This window comes from Segniliparus rotundus DSM 44985 (assembly GCF_000092825.1).
Classification (GTDB): Bacteria; Actinomycetota; Actinomycetes; order Mycobacteriales; family Mycobacteriaceae; genus Segniliparus; species Segniliparus rotundus.
Window position 1 is genome coordinate 1,618,406 of the sequence record NC_014168.1, and the last position, 18,319, is coordinate 1,636,724.

Here is an 18,319-nt window from a genome sequence, read left to right on the forward strand (position 1 = left end):
AGGGCAGGCTAACATTCTACGCTGCTTGCGCCGCGCGCCAGCCATGGGCCAGTCGGCGGACTCCGTCGCACATGTCGGCTTCGCTCGACGCCGCAGCGTAGCTCACGCGCAGGAATCGCGCGGAAGGCTCGCTGGCGAAGTACGGTCCGCCAGCTGTCACGACAACGCCCTCGCGACGGGCTGCGGCCACCACGGAGGCCTCGTCCGGGGACCCCGCCGGCAGACGCAGCCACAGGTGGTACCCGCCCTTGGGCGCCAATGTCACCTCGAATTCAGGCAGATGCTCGGCGAGCGCGCAGATCATGGCTGCTTGGCGCCGCGCGAGTTCGGCGCCAAGCGAGCGCACATGCCGGGGCCACGCGGGGGAGCACACGAACTCCAACGTGGTCTCTTGCAGGAGCTTCGAGACGAAGAAATTGTCGATGACGTGTGCGGTGCGCAACCGCTCGAACGCAGCTCCGCGCGCCACCAGCGCGCCGACCCGCAAGTTGGGCGAGGTCGCTTTCGTCAATGAGTGGATATGGACCACCCGGCCATCCGCGTCGTCTTCGACCAGCGGAGCGGGGAGCGCCCCGCCGTGGCCGAGACGGCGCACGTAGTCGTCCTCCACCACGAAAGCTCCCGCTTCCCGCGCCGCTTCGAGCACGCCGAGGCGCCGATCGGCGCAAAGCGTCGCGCCAGTGGGGTTTTGGAACAGCGGTTGGCAGACGAACACGCCCGCGCCGGAGCTGGCGAACGCCTTCGCCAAAAGCTCCACCCGCACTCCGTCCGCGTCGACCGGGACCGGCACCGGACGCAGACCGGCCGCCCGGGCAGCGGCGAGAAGGCCCGGATAGGTCGGCGACTCCACAAGAACAGCCGCCCCCGGAGCCGCCAACGAGCGCAGCGTGCAGACGAGCGCGCTTTGGCCGCCGCCGCAGATGAGCACGTCCGAGGGGGAGAGCGCTGCGCCGATGTCTCGGGCGAACCACTCGCGCAGCAGGGCGATCCCCTCGACCGGGGGCCGGGTCCACGCGCCGGGCCTGCGGCCCGCCTTCGCCGCGGCCGAGGCGAGCGCGCGCTCCGGCTGCAGGCAGGGGTGCGGGTAGCCGCTCGCGAGATCGACCACTTCCGGGGGCTGCACGCTCAGGTAGGAGAGCAGGCTCGAGGCGGCGTGGCGGACTGTCGCGGTCGAAATTCCGGGCTCTGCGTTGAGCGACACCTCTTGCCAGGAGGCGTCCAGGGCTCGTGGCCGTTGCGGGCGGTCCTGCGCGCGGAACACTCCAGATCCGGGAACGGGTTCGACCAGCCCCTCGGCCGCGAGCGCCGCGACAGCCTTCGTGATCGTTCCGGCGCTCGCCCGATACCGCTTGACCAGTTCCCGGCTCGAAGGCAGTTTTGCACCACTCGGATAGCGCTGCGCGTCTTCGCGGAGGTCTTTGAGAATCTTTTCCAAACTGCTATTCTCAGACATGAGAATACATGATAGCGCTACTGAGGATTGTACGGTAACGGATACTGCGACGGCAGACGCCGCAGTGACGGACCGCTCGGGAAAAGGAACGCTGCTCGCGCTGCTCGCGGTGGTCTCGTTCTCTTTCAGCTTCCCTGGCACCGCCTGGGCGCTGGACGGATTCGGCCCCTGGACCAGCACCGGGCTGCGCGGAGCGCTGGCGGGGATGCTCGCCGCGGTCAGCCTCGCAGCAGTCCGCGCCCCGTTGCCGCGCCGAGCGGACTGGCCGGGCCTGTGCGTCGTCGTCCTTGGCTGTGTTCTGGGTTTCCCCCTTCTGACCAGCCTCGCGCTCAACACGTCGTCGACGTCGCACTCCGCCGTCGTGATCGGGGTTCTGCCGCTCGCGACTGCTGTGTTCAGCAGGAGTCGCACCGGGCGGAGCCAGCCTCGGGCGTTCTGGCTCGCTTCGCTCGCGGGGGCTGTTCTGATCATTGGGTTCGCGCTGAGCCAAAACCACGGACTGCCGACAACCGGCGACCTGTTCCTGGTCGCGGCTGTGCTGGTGTGCGGCGCTGGTTACGCCGAAGGCGGACGGCTGTCCGCGCACATGCCTGGTTGGCGGGTGATCGGATGGGCGCTGGTGGCGAGCCTGCCGTGCATGCTCCTCGTCTCGGTTTTCGCGCTCGCCCGCGAGCCGTCGCAGCCGAGCGCGAAAGCCGTCGCGGGACTCGCCTACATCACGCTGATCTCGCAATTCGGCGGCTTTGTGCTCTGGTATCGAGGGATGGCTTTGGCGGGTGTGGCTCGCGCGAGCCAGCTCCAGCTCGCCCAGCCGCTCATGACATTGCTCTGGTCCGCGGCGCTGCTCGGGGAGCGCGTGGCGCCGGTGGCGCCGGTGGTCGCGACGCTCGTGCTCGCCTGCATCGCGGTGACCCAGCGCGTCGGCAGACGCTCCGCGGGCGCATCCGCCGCGCGGGGCCGCACCATGCCGTTGGAAAATGTGCGAGGCTAGCCGGATGAGCTACGCAGGCGACATCACCCCGCAGCAAGCATGGGAGATCCTCGAATCCGATCCGGCCGCCGTGCTGGTCGACGTCCGCACGGCGGCGGAGTGGCATTTCGTGGGCGTGCCCGATGTCTCACGCCTGGGCAAAACAGCCGTCCTCGCCCAGTGGACGACGTTCCCGAACGGCGCGGCGAACCCGAACTTCCTCGACGAGGTGCGCGAAGCGGGGGTGCGCGGCGACGGCCCGGTGATTTTCCTGTGCCGCTCCGGCCAGCGCTCCGCCGCAGCGGCAGAAGCAGCGACCGCCGCCGGCCTCGGCCCGGCCTACAACATCATCGACGGCTTCGAAGGCGGGCTCGACGGCGAGCGACACCGGGGCTCGACTGGCTGGCGCGCGGCGGGGCTGCCCTGGCGGCAGTCGTAAGATAGCCGTGTGACTGAACAGGAACTTGGGAGCGGGCATCGCCGGAACCGGCCCCTGCCCGACGGCGTGAGCCTTGAGACTGTCGCTGTGCGCGGCGGTTTGCGCCGCTCGCAATGGGAAGAGACGTCCGAGTCCATCTACCTCAGCTCCGGCTATGTGTACGACTCGCCGGAAATGGCCGAATCGGCCTTCGCCGGTGATGTCAGCCGCTTCACGTACACCCGCTTCGGAAATCCTTCGGTCGCGACATTCGAGGAGCGGCTCGCCCTGCTCGAGGGCGCTGAGGCCGCCTTCGCGACAGCCACGGGAATGGCAGCGGTGTTCACCAGTCTCGCCTCGCTCCTCAAAGCGGGCGACCGGCTCGTGGCCGCGCGCAGCCTTTTCGGCTCCTGCTTCGTCATTTGCAACGAGATCCTCCCCAGATTCGGGATCACGACCGTGTTCGTGGACGGCGAGGACCTCGACCAATGGGAGAAAGCGCTCTCGGAGCCGACCCAGGCGGTCTTCTTCGAAACCCCGGCCAACCCGATGCAGACCCTGGTGGACATCGCGAAAGTGTCCGAGCTCGCCCACGCAGCAGGGGCCGCGGTCGTTTTCGACAACGGCTTCACCGGCCCGCTCTCGCAGCGCGGCATCCCGCTCGGCGTGGACGTCGTGGTCTATTCGGCCACCAAGATCATCGACGGCCAAGGCCGGGCGATGGGCGGGGCGATCCTCGGGACGAAGGAATTCATCGACGGCCCGGCGAAGTTCACGATGCGCCACACCGGGCCGAGCCTCTCCCCGTTCAACGCCTGGGTGCTGGCCAAAGGCATTGAGACTTTGAGCCTGCGATCGAAGGCCCAGGCCGCCTCAGCGCTCGCCATCGCGGAATGGCTGGATCAGCAGCCGGAGATCGAATGGGTCCGCTACCCGCTGCTGGAGTCGCATCCGCAGTACGAGCTCGCCAGGTCGCAGATGTCCAGCGGCGGCAACTGCATCACCTTCGCCCTCAAAGCCGACGACGCGAAGGCCCAGGCGTTCGACTTCCTCAACCGCCTGCGCATCGTGGACATCTCGAACAACTTCGGCGATGTCAAGTCGCTCATCACGCATCCCGCGACGAGCACGCACCGGGCGATGGGGCCGGAAGGCCGCGCGGCGATCGGCTTGAACGACGCGGTGGTGCGGTTGTCCGTCGGCCTCGAATCCACGGACGATCTGCTTGCCGACCTCGAACAGGCGCTGATTCGAGAACTCTGACCGGCAGGCTCGCGCACGGCGGGGCGTCCGCGCGATCCTGTGCGCGATCAAGATGAACCCGCGGCGTGCGAGGAATGAAATCTCCATGAACCCTCGCTGGACAGGGCGCAGTATTGGCGGTTCCGGTTCCTTTGCTGGTCGTATGGGCTTTACTATGCATGTGTGGCTTTGCACCAATTGCTGCGCCCTGTGCGGCTGCGCCGGAAAGCGGACGGTTCGTCCGCCGCTGGCGACGGCAGCGGCGCGGGCGCTGAGCCCAGCGCCGCGCAGGAGTCCTCCGCAGGTCTCCTCGCTGCTGTTCTTGCCGCATCGCCCGGCGGCGTCGTCGTGGTCGGCGCGGACGCGTCCGTCCTAGTCGCCAACCCGCGCGCGCAAGAGCTCGGCGTCGTGCAAGGGGGCAAGCTGACCGATCCCCTGGCCAAAGCCGCCGCAGAAGCCATCGACCGCCACGCCGAGCAGTCCCGCCACGACAGCAGCGGCCATCCGTTCGAGCTGGTGGGGAAGGACCTTCGCTTTCCGGCAGCGCGAGGCTCCCGGCCCGAGATCGTCGTCAAAGCCAAGATCGTGGGCACTTCGGTCGCCGGGGAGCCGTGCGCGATCCTCTTCGTCGAAGACGTCACGGAAGCCATCCGCATGGAGACGGCGCGGCGGGATTTCGTCGCGAACGTCAGCCACGAGCTCAAAACTCCGGTCGGCGGCCTCTCGCTCCTCGCCGAGGCGCTCCTTGAGTCTCTCGACGACGCTGAAGCAGTTCGGCATTTCGGCGAACGAATGCACGCGGAAGCCAACCGGATGGCCATGATGGTCACTGAGCTCATCGCGCTTTCCCGGCTCCAAGGCGCGGAGAAGCTCCCGCACGTCGAGCTGGTGAAAGTGGACGAAGTCGTCCAGGAGGCAGTGGACCGGCTGCGATTGACGGCGGAGGCGGCTTCCATCGTGATCGCGCTGGACGCGCCGAGCGGGCTCGAAGTCATGGGCGACCGCGCGCTTTTGGTCACCGCGTTGTCGAATCTGCTCGCCAATGCGGTGGCCTATTCGCCGAGCGGCACCTCGGTTTCGGTGTCCAGGCGCCTCGACGGGGGCATGGCGCAGTTGGCGGTCACCGACCGGGGCATCGGCATCGCCCCGGAACACCAAGAGCGCGTGTTCGAACGCTTCTTCCGGGTCGACAAAGCCCGCTCGCGCGCCACCGGGGGGACCGGTTTGGGCCTGGCCATCGTGAAACATGTGATGGCCAACCACGGCGGATCGGTGCGCTTGTGGAGCAAACCCGGCACTGGCTCCACCTTCACGCTGGAGCTGCCCGCCCACCTGCGCCCGGCCAAGGCCGAGACCCCGGCGCACGGCCCCGATCTTTCCGCACGCACTTCGTCCGCCCAGCCACCACGTAAGGAGCCGATATGACCCGAGTGCTGATCGTCGAGGACGAAGAGTCCCTCGCCGACCCGCTTGCCTTCCTCTTGCGCAAGGAGGGATTCGAGACCGTCATCGCGGGCGACGGCCCCGCCGCGCTCACGGAATTCGACCGGTCCGGAGCCGACATCGTCCTCCTGGACCTCATGCTCCCCGGCATGGGCGGCAATGACGTCTGCAAGCAGCTCCGGGCGCGCTCCTCGGTGCCGGTGATTATGGTGACCGCCCGCGACAGCGAGATCGACAAAGTGGTCGGGCTGGAGCTCGGCGCGGACGACTACGTCACCAAGCCTTATTCGGCGCGCGAGCTCACGGCGCGCATCCGCGCCGTGCTCCGACGGGGCCAGGAGGCCGACTCGGAGACGAGCGCCGAAGGCGTGCTCGAAGCCGGGCCGATCAAACTCGACGTGGACCGCCACCTGGTGTCCGTGCACAGCAAGCACGTCACCTTGCCCCTCAAGGAGTTCGACTTGCTGGAGTACCTCATGCGCAACCGGGGCCGCGTGCTCACCCGCGGCCAGCTCATCGACCGGGTATGGGGGGCTGATTATGTCGGCGACACCAAGACGCTCGATGTGCATGTGAAGCGTCTGCGCTCGAAGATCGAGGACGACCCCGCCAAGCCGGACCGGCTTGTGACGGTGCGGGGCCTGGGCTACAAGTTGGAGGCCTAGTGTGCCGCACGATCCATCTTCCGCGCGGCTCGGCGGCCTGAACAAGAACCCGACGCACATCCGTCTCGGCGTGCTCGACGTCGGCAGCAACACGGTGCACCTGCTCATCGTGGACGCGCACCGGGGCGGGCGGCCCACGCCGATGAGCTCCAACAAGTCGGTCCTGCGCCTCGCCGAGCAGATGGACTCGCGCCATTCGCTCACCGAGAAGGGGCAGCGCCAGCTCGTCGACGCGGTCAGCCGCTCTGCCGATCTCGCGAAAGAGGCGGGGTGCGCGGAACTTATGGCGTTCGTCACTTCGGCTATTCGCGAGGCCAAAAACGCCGACCAGGTCCTCAAACGCGTCTGGGAGGAGACCGGAGTCCAACTCACGGTGCTCTCGGGCGCCGACGAGGGCAGGCTGACCTTCCTCGCGATGCGGCGCTGGCATGGATGGGGCGCGGGGCGCATCCTCGGCCTCGACATCGGCGGCGGATCGTTGGAACTCGCGCTCGGCGGGGACGAGGAGCCAGAAGTCGTGCAGTCGCTCCCGCTGGGGGCGGGGCGGGTGACTCGCCACTGGGCCGCAGGCGACCCCCCGACCGCGTCGCAGGTGTCGCGTTTGCGGGAATGGTTGGAGGCGCAGCTCGCCCCGGCCGCCCGCATGTTCGCGCAATACGACCCCGCGGACCTCGCGGTCGCGAGTTCGAAGACGTTCCGCTCGCTCGCCAGGCTCACTGGCGCGGCCCCCTCGTCGGCGGGCCCGTTGGTTCGCCGGTCGCTCAGCTTGCAGGCGTTGCGGCAGCTGACCGCGTTCATCTCGCGGATGAGCTCCTCGGACCTCGCGACGCTCGACGGCGTGAGCGCGGACCGGGCGCACCAGCTCATCGCCGGCGCGCTGATCGCCGAGGCCGCGATGCGGACTTTCGGCGTGCAGTCGCTGGAAATCTGTCCGTGGGCGTTGCGGGAAGGCGTGATCTTGCGCCGCCTCGACGCGGAGGTCCATCCCGTCTTCCTGCCAGCTCCAGACGCTGCTCCCTTGGTCTCAAAGTGACCCGGAGCGGCCGTTGATTCCTGGTTCCCAGCCACTGGCGGTATTCTGTGCGCAACGTTGACGCGTGAGCGATGAGGCGGGTGTGACCCCGTGTGGGCGCAGAGCCGAGTAGAGTGAGCAGGACATGGAAGATCAGGATCAACCAAGCGTTTCGGTGAAAGACCTCTTGGCCCGCATGGGCAAAGAGGAGTCCGACCTTGCTCTGGGTGGCCGTTCGCGCCGTCGGCGCTCTGGGGCGAACAGCGTTTCTGTCGGTGATCTCACCGGCGACATTCCCGTCGTCCGCGATGGCGCTCCGCGCACGCACCGCGCCGATCAAGCCAACCGGAAATGGTCCGGGTGGTCAAAACGCGAAGACCCTGACGCCCATTTGGACGAACGCGACCGGGAATGGGACTTCCGCGTCCTCTCTGGAGAAATCGAGCGGGTCAGCGACGAGGGCCCGCGCGACCAAGCCGAGCCTGCTGAAGAACTCGACGGCGGCCCGTCGATCTATCGGGAAGAGTCTTTCTTCCAGGAGCGCCCTGAGCCGCCGGCCGAGGAGCCTGTGTTCGAAGCCCCCGAGCCAGTCGAGCAGTTCTGGTATGACGAGGCGGCCCAACAAGAGCCCGGCTTTCTTCCCGAGGCCGAAATCAACGGACCGCAGGCCCCCTACGCGTCCAGACCGGCCGAAAAGGAGACCGAGCCCGCGGAGCTCGGGGATTCCGCGCACCACGACTGGTTCGCAGAGCCAGGAGCCCCCGGATCCCAGGTGAGCGCATGGGGGCAGGGGACCGGCGATGGAGCCGACTGGCCCGAAGCGACCGAGCCTGCCGAGCACGACGAGAAACCCCACAAGCGAGTCAGCGCTTTCAAAGCAGACCAGCTCGAGCGGGCGCGCGAGGTTTTTGAGAAACGCAAGAGCCACGGCGAGCCGGTCCATCGGAGCGGTTTCCTCGGCGCGGTGGACAAAGCCGCCGCCGCGCGACTCCCCGCCTGGGCCTCGATCGCACTGCAATTCGTCGTCGGCTTCCTCCTCGGCGCCGTGCTGTTCTGGGGGTTCCGCCAATTGTGGCGCTCGGACTCCACGATTTTCACCGCTGTGCTCGCGGTGGTCGTCATCGCTGTCCTGGTGCTGGGCGCGCGTTGGGTGCGGCGCAAGAACGACTGGGTGAGCATGGGACTCGCGGGGCTGGTCGGAGCCTGGGTGTGTTTCGGCCCGCTGGCCATCTCGCTCCTTGGAAGATGACGGACCGCACCAACCGCGCCATCCGAGTCGCGCTTTCGACGTCGTCGGTGTATCCGGAGAACACTCGGGCGGCTTTCCGCTACGCCGAAGAAGTCGGCTACGACGGGGTCGAGCTCATGGTGTGGATGGAGTCCACGAGCCAAGACATCCGCGCTATCGCTGGCCTCTCGCAGCAGCACAACCTTCCCGTTTTGTCTGTCCACGCGCCATGCCTGCTGCTCTCCCAAGCTGTGTGGGGCTCTGACCCCGTCGCCAAACTTGCCCGTTCGGTGCGCGCCGCAGAGGACCTCGGGGCGGACGTGGTCGTCGTGCACCCGCCGTTCCGATGGCAGCGGCGTTACAGCGCGGGTTTCTCCGACCAAGTCGCAGAGCTGTCCCAAGGCCAGGTGAAAGTCGCGGTGGAGAACATGTTCCCCATGCGCTTGGAGCGGCTGTGGGACACCTGGGCGGGCCGCAAACTGCAGGAGCGGCGCACCGTCCCCGACTCGGTCAGCGCCTTCGACCCGTCTCCGGACCCGACGGACGTCGGCTACGAGCATTACACCCTCGACCTCTCTCACGCCGCGACAGCGCAGGTGGACGCGCTCGCGCTCGCCGACCGCATGGGGGACCGGCTCCGGCATGTGCATCTCGGCGACGGCTCGGGCGCCCCTGTGGACGAGCACCTGCTCCCCGGCAGAGGCTCCCAACCGTGCGCCGAACTGTGCCGCAGGCTCGCCCACAGCGGATTCTCCGGGCATGTGGTGCTGGAAGTGAGCACGAAATCAGCCCAGAACCGCGAAGAGCGGCGGGCCATGCTCGCCGAATCCCTCGAGTTCGCCAGGGAGCATCTCGCGCGGCCGCGTTCCAGCAAGAAGTTCGTCGGCACGACATCCGAATCAGAAGACAAGGAGCAGCAATGACCACAGTGGCGATCATCGGTGGGGGAAAGTTGGGCGAGGCGTTGCTCTCTGGGCTCATCGCTGCAGGCCGCGAGCAGAACTCGTTGAGCGTTTCGGAGGCGGACGCGGCCAGGGCTCGCGCGCTCGGCGAGCGCTTCGGCGTCCGCGCAGGTTCGATCCCCGAGGTCGCCGGGCGGGCCGAGGTCATCGTCATCGCCGTGAAACCGGCGGACGTGGACTCGGTGCTGCGAGAGCTCGTCGTCCCGCTGCGCGACTCCGCGGTCGACCATCTCGTCGTTTCCTTCGCCGCCGGAGTGCCGATCTCGCACTACGAGGCCGGTCTGCCCGCAGGCACGCCCGTGGTGCGGCTGATGTCGAACACCCCGATCAGGGCGCGTCAGGCGATGACGGCGGCGGCTCCTGGGCGCCTCGCCCGCGAAGAGCATCTGGCGCTCGTCTCGGAGCTGCTCGAACCGCTCGGCGAGTTGGCCGTCGTGCCGGAAAGCCACCTGAACGCGGTCACCGCGGTCGCGGGCTCCGGGCCCGCGTATGTGTACCTCCTCGCCGAGGCGATGATTGACGCGGCGGTCTCCGTCGGCCTCGGCCACGAGATGGCCGAGACGATGGTCCGGCAGACAATTCTCGGGGCCGCCGCGTTGTTGAGCGAGGACCGCGCTGTTCCCCATGACTTGAGAGCAGAAGTGACCTCCCCAGGCGGCACCACAGCCGCAGCAGTGGTGGAGTTGGAGCGAAAAGGGCTTCGAGCTGCGGTGATCGACGCAGTGCATGCGGCGGCGGCGCGGAGCGCGGAACTCGGCAGGCCGAAGAACCCAGCGCCGTGAGGGGCCTCGACTAGTCAGACGCCTATGTTACGGTTAAGCTTCTGTGAGCAGAAACGTGACACGTGGGCACGCCGACCGTTGGCAGGCCGACGCGAACATGAGACAAGCTTGAGACCGAGGATGGAGCCATGGCAGCGAGAAAGCCCTCACAAGGCGGCGAGGGCGGCGAGCACACGCTCGTCGCGACTCCTGGGCTCATCGGCGGCGAGAGCCGGTTTTTGACCGTCGCCGAAGTCGCCGGGCTGATGCGGGTGTCCAAGATGACGGTCTACCGCCTCGTGCACAGCGGAGAACTGCCCGCCGTGCGGGTCGGACGCTCGTTCCGCGTGCATTCCAAAGCCGTGCACGATTATCTGGAAACATCCTATTACTCGGCGGGGTGATTTCCATTGGCGCGAAGAGCGCCTTGTGGGGCTCCGGGCCGATTTGGGCTCACACGCGCGAGCGCGTATGCTGAATCGCTGGCTGTAAACCTTGGCGCCGATGGCGAGCGCCCCTGGAAAACATTCGAGAAAGGCTCCTGTATGGGCTCAGTTATCAAGAAGCGGCGCAAGCGGATGTCGAAGAAGAAGTACCGCAAGCGGCTGAAGGCGACCAGGGTCCAGCGCAGAAAATTGGGCAAATAGACGTTGGCAAGAAGACAGGCCCCGTCCGGCGAACTCGCCGGACGGGGCCTGTCTTGATTCCACGGGGCCTGCCGTGTTCGACTCCTTCAGTCGCGCTCAATCCGAAGGGCCGCGCTCCATGCCCGCAAGAGCGCGGCGAGCAGACGGTCGCGGTGGGTCATCACCGCGGTGGCGGAACCGGCCAGCACACCGATCGCCAGCGCCGAGGGCACGCCGATCCGGGCGGCTTTGCGGGCGGTGCGGTAGTCGCGGATCTCCCAGCCTCGGATGCGGGCGATCTCCCGCAGTTCGGGGTCCGGGTTGATCGCGACGGCCGTGCCGACGAGCGAAAGCATGGGCACGTCGTTGTGGCTGTCCGAATAGGCCGTGCACCGTTTCAGGTTCAGCCCTTCCCTTGCCGCGAGCGCGCGGACGGCGTGCGCCTTGCCGAGTCCGTGGAGCAGGTCTCCGACCAGCCGGCCCGTGAAGAGGCCGTCTTTGCTCTCCGCGACCGTTCCCAACGCCCCCGTCAGGCCGAGGCGCTCGGCGATCGTCTGCGCCAGCTCCACCGGGGTCGCGGTGACCAACCACACTTGCTGCCCGGCGTCAAGGTGCATTTGGGCGAGCGCCCTGGTGCCCGGCCAAATCTTGCCCGAGATCACCTCGTCGTAGATCTCCGCCCCGAGACGGCGCAGTTCCGCCGTGGAGCGGCCTTCGATGAACGAGAGAGCCCGGCTCTTGCCCCGTTTGACGTCCTCGGAGCTCTCTTTGCCGGTGAGGCGGAATTTCAACTGCATGAAAGCGAAACCGACGATGTCGCGGGTGCTCAGGTAGTCCTTGGCGACCAGGCCGCGCGCGAAGTGGATGATCGAGGCGCCCTGCACAAGCGTGTTGTCCACGTCGAAGAACGCCGCGGCAGTGAGGTCGGGTTGGACCTCTTCCTGGTCTTGCGCGCTTTCCACGCCCAGTTCAAGGCCTTCGAGAGCCTCCGCGGCACGCTCCTCGTCCTCGACCTGCTGGGCGAGCAAGACCTCGTGCGCGACTTCCGCCGCGGCTTCGCCTGCGAGGCTGTGTCGGTCTTGGCGCACGGGCGCACCTCCTTCTCTGGTTCTAGCCTACTTGTGCCGCGACGCGAACCCGCAGAGGCAGGCCGCACCCTCGGCTTCATAGGGTAGCCTTACCTAATTGGGCAGGTCACAGCCTAGAAAATCACACCCGGCGAATTGGAGAACTGGGACTGTTGGGATTACCGTAGAGGGACTGGCGGTCACAGACCTCCAGACTGCACTCACAAGGAGGCCGAATTGATCGCCGACGGCTGTTGCGCCGGGGAGGCAATATGAGCTTGCTCGTCCTTGGCGTGTCCCACCGGACCGCGCCGCTCGCGATGCTCGAAAAAGTCGTCGTCGCCGAATCGGACCAGCCCAAACTTCTCTCCCGAATAATCGGAGAGGGCAACGTCGCAGAGGCCCTGGTGCTTTCCACCTGCAACCGCGTCGAAGTCTGGGCGGTCGTCGAGGCTTTCCACGCAGGCGTCGCCCGGATCGGCGAAACGCTCGCCCGCCACACCGGCGTCGGCGAGCGCGAGCTCACCGAGCACTGCTACGTCCATTACGGCAAGGCCGCCGTCCAACACGTCTTCTCTGTCGCGGCCAGCCTTGACTCGATGGTGGTGGGGGAGCAGCAAATCCTCGGCCAGGTGCGAACCGCCTACGCCACCGCGACCGAGGCGGGGTCCGTGGGCGCGAGCCTGCACGGACTCGTCCAGCATGCGCTGAAAACCGGCAAAGCCGCCCAGAGCCAGACCGCTGTCGCCCAAGCGGGCCCTTCGATGGTCTCGCGCGCGCTCGACAAAGTCGCGACCCACCTCCCCGCTGGCTGGACCGGCGCGCGAGTGGGCGTCGTCGGCGCTGGGGCGATCGGCTCCCTGGTGGTCGCGGAACTGGTCAAGCGTGCTCCGGGGCTCGCCGAAGTCGTGACGCTCAGCAGGACCCAGTCCAGTTCCCTCCGGCTCGCGCAGACCGCCAGGGCCGGCGGGCTTGAAGCCCGGTCGGCCGCAATGGACGATTTGGTGGAGCTGCTGCCTTCCTTCGACGTTCTGTTCACCTGCGCGGGCGCGGTCGGGACCCTGTTGGTGGCCGAGGACTTCGCCGAAGTCTCCCGCCGATTCGTGGTGTGCGACCTCTCCGTCCCGCGCGATGTGGACCCCGCTGTCGCAGACCTGCCGAACGTGCGGGTGGTGGACACGCAATCGCTGTCCGAGGGCTTCGAGCAAGCCGTGGACCAAGCGGCCTTGGCGGACGTGGAGGCGCTTGTCGCCCGTGAGGTCGCGTCGTATTTGCAGGGCCAGCTCCAACAGTCCGTCGTGCCGACCGTGACCGCGTTGCGCCTGCGCGCCGACGAGGTCGTGGCCGAGGAGCTGCTGCGGTTGGAGTCCAAACTGCCCGACCTCGACCAGTCCCAACGCACCGAGATGGCCAAAACAGTCCGCCGTGTCGTGGACAAACTGCTGCACATGCCGACGACCCGGGTCAAGGAACTCGCGGGCGACGGCGAAGGCGGCAAGTACGCCGAAGCCTTGCGCGAGCTTTTCGGGCTCGCGCCCGGTTCCGTGACTGCTGTCATGGGCGCACCGGAAGGGCTTCGGGGGCAAACCCGTTGATCCGGGTCGGAACCCGAGGGAGTCTGCTCGCAACCACCCAAGCTGCGACGGTGCGCGACGCGATCCGCAGCCTCGGCGAGTCCGCCGAACTTGTGATTGTCGCCACAGTTGGCGACAAAAGCTCCGGTCCGATCACCGAAATCGGCGTCGGCGTGTTCACTTCCGCGCTGCGCGACGCCCTCATTGCCGGTGAGATCGACATCGCCGTGCATTCCCTCAAAGACCTCCCCACAGCGCAAGACCCAAGGTTTTCCCTGGTCGCAGTGCCGGAGCGCGCAGATCCGTCCGACGTTCTCGTCAGCCGTTCCGGTTTGCCGCTCGCAGAGCTGCCCCCTGGCTCGACTGTGGGCACCGGAGCGCCGCGCCGCGCCGCCCAACTGCGCCTCGCACGAGCGGACTTGGAAATTCAGCCGATACGAGGCAATCTAGATACCAGAATGCGTAAGGTTGCCACAGCAGAGTGCGACGCCATCGTGGTGGCGCGAGCGGGCCTTTTGCGACTCGGTCGAGAGCAGGAGGCGACTGAAGTCTTGCATCCGGCCGTCATGTTGCCGGCGCCAGGACAAGGCGCCCTCGCCGTTGAGTGCCGCTCCGACGCCCCCGCGTCCCTCACAGAGACCCTCGCGAAACTCGACCACGAGCATAGCCGAGCTGCTTCAGCGGCAGAACGGGCGGTGCTCGCCGAACTTTCCGCGGGCTGCTCCGGGCCGGTGGGAGCGCTCGCGCGGATGACTGGGCAGACCCTGCGCGTCGAAGCGTCGGTGATCGCGATCGACGGATCGCGATCAGTGCGCGCACACGCAGAAACCTCGGTGCTGGGCACGGAGCTGTTGAGTCAAGAGCAGCACGCGGTCGCCTTGGGCCGCCGCGTGGCCGAGTCGTTGCGTTCCATGGGAGCCATGGAACTCATTGGAGACGTATAGGGCCGCACAGGCCCGTTGTGACTGGAGAAAGCGTGATGGACAAGAAGAAAACCGCGGGACGGGTCGTCTTCGTCGGCGCAGGGCCGGGCGACCCCGGCCTGCTGGCGTGGCGCGCTCGCGAGACCTTGATCGCAGCCTCCGTGGTCTTCGCGGACCCAGGCGTCCCACGGGAGATCCTGTCGCTGATCGGCACCCGGAGCTCGGTGGACGAGGAAGGCCAGACCCTCTCGAAACCGGACCCGCTTGTGACCGTGCTGCCTGAGGAGATCGACTCCTCGGATGTGGTGAAGATGCTGCTGAACGAAGCGAAGAACGGCAACGACGTCGTCCGCCTGGTGGCTGGCGACCCAGGTTCGAGCGAGGAAGTGGTCGGGGAGCTCCTCGCGATCTCCCGCTCGCAAGCGCCGATGGACGTCATCCCCGGCGTCTCCGCGACGGCGGCTGCCCCGCTCTACGCGGGCATTCCGCTCGGATCGATCCACACGGAGGCCGACTTGCGCGGTGACGTGGACTGGAGCGCGCTCGCAAGCGCGCCCGGCTCGCTCGTGCTGAGCCTCACCGCCAAGCAGCTGGCCCCCACGGGCGCCGCGCTGATCGACCAAGGGCTGCCGCCGAACACCCCGGTCGCCATCACCTCCGCGGGCACCACGCGCACCCAGAAAACCCTTGAGTCCACGCTCTCCGGCCTGTCGCAGATGGGAGCCGAGCTGCCAGCCCCGCTCGTGCTGACCGTCGGCAGGGTCGTCGGTCAGCGCTCGAAGCTCAACTGGTGGGAGAGCAGGGCGCTGTTCAGTTGGTCGGTGCTGGTGCCGCGCACCAAAGACCAAGCTGGCGAGATGTGCGAGCGGCTGGTCTCGCACGGCGCGATCCCGGTCGAAGTGCCGACCATCGCGGTGGAGCCAGCCCGCAGCCCCGCGCAGATGGAGCGCGCGGTGAAAGGCTTGGTCGACGGCCGCTACCAATGGGTGGTGTTCACCTCCACGAACGCGGTGCGGGCGGTCTGGGAGAAGTTCAACGAGTTCGGCCTCGACGCCCGTGCGTTCTCGGGCGTGAAAATCGCCTGCGTCGGACCAGCGACCGCGAAGCGTGTCCGCGAGTTCGGCATCGAACCGGAGCTTGTGCCGGAAGGGGAGCAGTCCTCCCTCGGCCTCCTGGACGAATTCCCGCCCTATGACGAAATTTTCGACCCGGTCAACCGGGTGCTGCTGCCCCGCGCCGACATCGCCACAGAGACCTTGACGGCAGGATTGCGCGACGGCGGCTGGGAGGTCGACGACGTGACCGCGTACCGCACGGTGCGGGCTGCGCCGCCGCCGGCGGAGATCCGCGAGATGATTAAGACCGGCGGCTTCGACGCAGTGTGCTTCACCTCGTCCTCGACAGTTCGCAACCTCGTCGGCATCGCGGGCAAGCCCCATGCCCGCACGATCATCGCGTGCATCGGCCCGAAGACAGTGGAAACGGCGCAAGAGTTCGGCCTGCGGGTGGACGTGCAGCCCGAAGTCGCCTCGGCTCCCGCTCTGGTGGACGCGCTCGCGGAGCACGCTGCGAGGTTGCGCGCGGAAGGCGCTTTGCCGCCGCCCCGCAAGCGCTCCAGGCGCAGCAGCTCCAGATGATCCGCCCTCGGCGCTCACGGGCCACCCCTGCTCTGCGCCGGCTCGCCGCGCAGACCCGGGTGAGCCCGGCGCAGCTGATCCTGCCGATGTTCGTCGCCGATGGCATCGCCGAGCCCAAGCCCATCGCCTCGATGCCCGGCGTTGTGCAGCACACCAGAGACAGCTTGCGCAAAGCCGCAGAGGAAGCAGTGCGGGCTGGTGTCGGCGGCCTCATGCTCTTCGGCGTGCCGACAGCTGAGCACAAAGACAGCACAGGGTCGGCGGGCGTGGACCCAGACGGGATTTTGAACCGCGCCCTCGCCGATCTGCGCGACGACCTTGGCGACGCGACGGTGCTCATGGCGGACACCTGCCTTGACGAGTTCACCGATCATGGCCATTGCGGCGTGCTCGGAGCCGACGGCGCAGGCCGAACTGTGGTCGACAACGACGCGACCCTCGCCCAATACACGGCGATGGCCCTGGCCCAGGCCGCCGCAGGAGCGCACGTCGTCGCGCCCAGCGGCATGATGGACGGCCAAGTCGGCGCGATCCGGGCTGCCCTGGACAGCGCTGGCAGAGACGACGTGCTGATCCTCGCCTACGCCGTGAAATACGCCTCAGCGTTCTACGGGCCGTTCCGTGAGGCGGTCGGCAGCTCCCTGGGCGTCTCTGGAGAAGGCGGGGGCGACCGTCGCACCTACCAGCTCGACACGGCCAACCGTCGCGAAGGGCTGCGAGAAGCGCGGCTCGACGCCGAAGAAGGCGCGGATTTCCTCATGGTCAAGCCTGCGATGAGCTACTTGGACATAGTGCGCGAAGTCGCCGACTTGTCGCCGGTGCCCGTGTTCGCCTATCAGATCTCGGGCGAATACTCGATGATTGTCGCCGCCGCCGAACGAGGATGGATCGACCGTGACGCGGCGGCTTTGGAATCGGTCACGAGCATTGTCCGAGCTGGCGCGGACAGCGTCCTCACGTATTTCGCCGTCGAACTCGCCCCTCGCCTCGGATGAAAGCAGCTGTTCTCGGGAGCCCGATCGGGCACTCGCTGTCACCGGTGCTGCATATGGCCGCCTATCGGGCGCTCGGGCTCGAGGATTGGACCTATGAGCGGATCGAGTGCGCCGCCGACCAGCTGCCAGAACTCGTCAGCGGGCTTTCCCCGGCGTGGGCGGGGCTGTCCGTCACCGCGCCGAACAAACTCGCCGCGCTCGCGTTCGCCGACACCCGCACCGAGCTCGCCGAGGCTGTCGGTTCGGCGAACACGCTTGTGCGCCAGGGGGGCGGCTGGCACGCGGACTGCACCGACGTGGACGGCGCCGTCGGCGCGTTGGGGGAGCTGGACATCGATCCGAGCGGCAAACCTGCCGTGGTGGTCGGTTCTGGCGGGACCAGTTTGCCTGTTGTCGCCGCGCTCGCCCGGCGCGGCATCCGTGAGGCTGTGGTGGTCTCACGCGACGAGAAACGCGCGTATCCGGCCCTCAGGCTCGCCAAAGCCTTTGGGCTCAGACCGCGCTGGATGGATCTGAACAGCCCGTACCTCGCGAAAGTCGCGGCCATCGCCGAAGTTGTGGTGAACACGGTGCCCGCCGACGCTCTCGCGCCGTGGGCGCCCTCGTTGGCGCAGGCTTCGGCCGTGTTCGATGTGATCTACGACCCTTGGCCGACCACGCTCGCCCGACTTGCCGCGCAGGGCGGATCGCGAGTCGTCGGCGGCGATTCGATGCTCTTGCACCAAGCCTTCCGGCAAGTCGAGTGGTTCACCGGGCAACCGGCTCCCCAGGAGGCGATGCGCAGCGCTCTCTCGGCGGCGCTCGGCGCGCGGGCTCGCCGGGCCTAAGAGGTCGGCGCGGGCAGGGGGCCGTTGGCAGGCTCGGCCGGCGGGAAGACCTTGGTCTGTTTGCCATCGAGGATGAAGCCGTGGTCCACCTGGTAACAGGCGGTCATGGCTCCGTCCACGCCGCACGTCACACCGCGCCACGAGATCTTCGTCTTGTCCGGCAGCATGTTCGGTTCGTCTTCGAACTCTGGCGCGGGCTGGTTGTCCACGACGTTCCCCCGGACGTGGTTGGCCCCAGCGGGGGCTCCGTGCAGCGGGCCCCAGCACTCGTAGCTGTACGCGTCGACGTTGAGGAAGCAGCTCAGACCGCTCGGAGTCCGGAACTGCAAATGCAGGCCGCTGGCCGTGTCCCCGCCTGCGAGATACTCGCTCCAGGTCACCGGTTCGAAATTGTCGATATTCGGGAAGTCCGGCGGAGCGGCCTGCGCTGCGGGGGCGGCGAGAGCTGCGGCGGCGAGAACGGCACAAGGAAGGGGGAGTATCAGGCGCACGAAGTCAGCATAACCGGTGCGGTCC

The 18,319-nt window shown here is 67.6% G+C and carries 19 protein-coding genes; 16 read left to right on the forward strand and 3 right to left on the reverse strand.

All coding sequences use genetic code 11. The features are described 5' to 3' along the window. Positions 1-16 precede the first annotated feature (16 nt). Positions 17-1,453, reverse strand: a complete 1,437-nt coding sequence (locus SROT_RS08160; RefSeq protein WP_013138543.1) for an aminotransferase-like domain-containing protein — start codon at positions 1,451-1,453, stop codon at positions 17-19. A gap of 64 nt (positions 1,454-1,517) precedes the next feature. On the opposite strand from SROT_RS08160, the gene SROT_RS08165 reads away from it, so the two are divergent. The 11 genes from SROT_RS08165 (at position 1,518) to SROT_RS16075 (ending at position 10,801) form a co-directional block, all read left to right on the forward strand. Further along, positions 1,518-2,444 carry a DMT family transporter gene (locus SROT_RS08165; RefSeq protein WP_013138544.1) on the forward strand — a complete coding sequence of 309 codons (927 nt, stop codon included), beginning with the start codon at positions 1,518-1,520 and terminating at the stop codon, positions 2,442-2,444. A gap of 4 nt (positions 2,445-2,448) precedes the next feature. After that, positions 2,449-2,862 carry a rhodanese-like domain-containing protein gene (locus SROT_RS08170; RefSeq protein WP_013138545.1) on the forward strand — a complete coding sequence of 138 codons (414 nt, stop codon included), beginning with the start codon at positions 2,449-2,451 and terminating at the stop codon, positions 2,860-2,862. Positions 2,863-2,871: 9 nt separating this feature from the next. Then, on the forward strand, positions 2,872-4,104 hold the full coding sequence (locus SROT_RS08175; RefSeq protein ID WP_013138546.1) for an O-succinylhomoserine sulfhydrylase: 1,233 nt from the start codon (positions 2,872-2,874) through the stop codon (positions 4,102-4,104). Positions 4,105-4,266: 162 nt separating this feature from the next. Continuing rightward, positions 4,267-5,508: a sensor histidine kinase gene (locus SROT_RS08180; RefSeq protein WP_013138547.1), complete on the forward strand. Its 1,242-nt coding sequence runs from the start codon at positions 4,267-4,269 to the stop codon at positions 5,506-5,508. Continuing rightward, on the forward strand, positions 5,505-6,191 hold the full coding sequence (locus tag SROT_RS08185; RefSeq protein ID WP_013138548.1) for a response regulator transcription factor: 687 nt from the start codon (positions 5,505-5,507) through the stop codon (positions 6,189-6,191). Before SROT_RS08180 ends, SROT_RS08185 begins: the two co-directional genes overlap by 4 nt. 58 nt (positions 6,192-6,249) lie before the next feature. Next, positions 6,250-7,224, forward strand: a complete 975-nt coding sequence (locus SROT_RS08190) for a Ppx/GppA family phosphatase (protein WP_049773420.1) — start codon at positions 6,250-6,252, stop codon at positions 7,222-7,224. Positions 7,225-7,348: 124 nt separating this feature from the next. Further along, a complete protein-coding gene (locus tag SROT_RS08195; protein ID WP_013138550.1) occupies positions 7,349-8,452 on the forward strand; it encodes a hypothetical protein in 1,104 nt (367 codons plus the stop codon). Continuing rightward, the gene (locus tag SROT_RS08200) at positions 8,449-9,354 is read left to right on the forward strand and encodes a sugar phosphate isomerase/epimerase family protein (RefSeq protein ID WP_013138551.1); all 906 of its coding nucleotides are present in this window, start codon (positions 8,449-8,451) and stop codon (positions 9,352-9,354) included. Before SROT_RS08195 ends, SROT_RS08200 begins: the two co-directional genes overlap by 4 nt. Further along, positions 9,351-10,175 (forward strand): pyrroline-5-carboxylate reductase, encoded by an 825-nt coding sequence (gene proC, locus SROT_RS08205; RefSeq protein ID WP_013138552.1) that lies wholly within the window; start codon positions 9,351-9,353, stop codon positions 10,173-10,175. The genes SROT_RS08200 and proC overlap by 4 nt, the downstream gene beginning before the upstream one ends. A gap of 128 nt (positions 10,176-10,303) precedes the next feature. Beyond that, positions 10,304-10,558: a helix-turn-helix domain-containing protein gene (locus SROT_RS17095; RefSeq protein ID WP_013138553.1), complete on the forward strand. Its 255-nt coding sequence runs from the start codon at positions 10,304-10,306 to the stop codon at positions 10,556-10,558. A gap of 141 nt (positions 10,559-10,699) precedes the next feature. Then, positions 10,700-10,801 (forward strand): 30S ribosomal protein bS22, encoded by a 102-nt coding sequence (locus tag SROT_RS16075; RefSeq protein ID WP_013138554.1) that lies wholly within the window; start codon positions 10,700-10,702, stop codon positions 10,799-10,801. A gap of 86 nt (positions 10,802-10,887) precedes the next feature. Here the strand turns inward: SROT_RS16075 and SROT_RS08215 are convergent, their stop codons facing one another. Next, positions 10,888-11,868 carry an HAD family hydrolase gene (locus SROT_RS08215; protein ID WP_013138555.1) on the reverse strand — a complete coding sequence of 327 codons (981 nt, stop codon included), beginning with the start codon at positions 11,866-11,868 and terminating at the stop codon, positions 10,888-10,890. 251 nt (positions 11,869-12,119) lie between these two features. Between SROT_RS08215 and SROT_RS08220 the strand changes: the two genes are divergently transcribed. Genes SROT_RS08220 through SROT_RS08240 form a run of 5 tightly spaced genes read left to right on the forward strand, consistent with a single transcriptional unit; the run spans position 12,120 to position 17,803 of the window. After that, positions 12,120-13,442, forward strand: a complete 1,323-nt coding sequence (locus SROT_RS08220) for a glutamyl-tRNA reductase (RefSeq protein ID WP_013138556.1) — start codon at positions 12,120-12,122, stop codon at positions 13,440-13,442. Further along, a complete protein-coding gene (gene hemC / locus SROT_RS08225; RefSeq protein ID WP_013138557.1) occupies positions 13,439-14,365 on the forward strand; it encodes a hydroxymethylbilane synthase in 927 nt (308 codons plus the stop codon). The genes SROT_RS08220 and hemC overlap by 4 nt, the downstream gene beginning before the upstream one ends. Before the next feature lie 35 nt (positions 14,366-14,400). Then, positions 14,401-15,981, forward strand: a complete 1,581-nt coding sequence (locus SROT_RS08230; RefSeq protein ID WP_013138558.1) for a bifunctional uroporphyrinogen-III C-methyltransferase/uroporphyrinogen-III synthase — start codon at positions 14,401-14,403, stop codon at positions 15,979-15,981. Beyond that, positions 15,978-16,976: a porphobilinogen synthase gene (gene hemB, locus SROT_RS08235; protein ID WP_013138559.1), complete on the forward strand. Its 999-nt coding sequence runs from the start codon at positions 15,978-15,980 to the stop codon at positions 16,974-16,976. The genes SROT_RS08230 and hemB overlap by 4 nt, the downstream gene beginning before the upstream one ends. Then, the gene (locus tag SROT_RS08240) at positions 16,973-17,803 is read left to right on the forward strand and encodes a shikimate dehydrogenase (RefSeq protein WP_013138560.1); all 831 of its coding nucleotides are present in this window, start codon (positions 16,973-16,975) and stop codon (positions 17,801-17,803) included. The genes hemB and SROT_RS08240 overlap by 4 nt, the downstream gene beginning before the upstream one ends. Here the strand turns inward: SROT_RS08240 and SROT_RS08245 are convergent. Then, on the reverse strand, positions 17,800-18,294 hold the full coding sequence (locus tag SROT_RS08245; RefSeq protein ID WP_013138561.1) for a hypothetical protein: 495 nt from the start codon (positions 18,292-18,294) through the stop codon (positions 17,800-17,802). The genes SROT_RS08240 and SROT_RS08245 overlap by 4 nt on opposite strands. Between the last annotated feature and the right edge of the window lie 25 nt (positions 18,295-18,319).

Coding starts and splice junctions, on each gene's coding strand:
- SROT_RS08160 (WP_013138543.1), bottom strand. CDS start 1,453: ATGTCTGAGAATAGCAGTTTGGAAAAGATTCTCAAAGACCTCCGCGAA.
- SROT_RS08170 (WP_013138545.1), top strand. CDS start 2,449: ATGAGCTACGCAGGCGACATCACCCCGCAGCAAGCATGGGAGATCCTC.
- SROT_RS08185 (WP_013138548.1), top strand. CDS start 5,505: ATGACCCGAGTGCTGATCGTCGAGGACGAAGAGTCCCTCGCCGACCCG.
- SROT_RS08195 (WP_013138550.1), top strand. CDS start 7,349: ATGGAAGATCAGGATCAACCAAGCGTTTCGGTGAAAGACCTCTTGGCC.
- SROT_RS08200 (WP_013138551.1), top strand. CDS start 8,449: ATGACGGACCGCACCAACCGCGCCATCCGAGTCGCGCTTTCGACGTCG.
- proC (WP_013138552.1), top strand. CDS start 9,351: ATGACCACAGTGGCGATCATCGGTGGGGGAAAGTTGGGCGAGGCGTTG.
- SROT_RS17095 (WP_013138553.1), top strand. CDS start 10,304: ATGGCAGCGAGAAAGCCCTCACAAGGCGGCGAGGGCGGCGAGCACACG.
- SROT_RS16075 (WP_013138554.1), top strand. CDS start 10,700: ATGGGCTCAGTTATCAAGAAGCGGCGCAAGCGGATGTCGAAGAAGAAG.
- SROT_RS08220 (WP_013138556.1), top strand. CDS start 12,120: ATGAGCTTGCTCGTCCTTGGCGTGTCCCACCGGACCGCGCCGCTCGCG.
- SROT_RS08230 (WP_013138558.1), top strand. CDS start 14,401: ATGGACAAGAAGAAAACCGCGGGACGGGTCGTCTTCGTCGGCGCAGGG.
- hemB (WP_013138559.1), top strand. CDS start 15,978: ATGATCCGCCCTCGGCGCTCACGGGCCACCCCTGCTCTGCGCCGGCTC.
- SROT_RS08240 (WP_013138560.1), top strand. CDS start 16,973: ATGAAAGCAGCTGTTCTCGGGAGCCCGATCGGGCACTCGCTGTCACCG.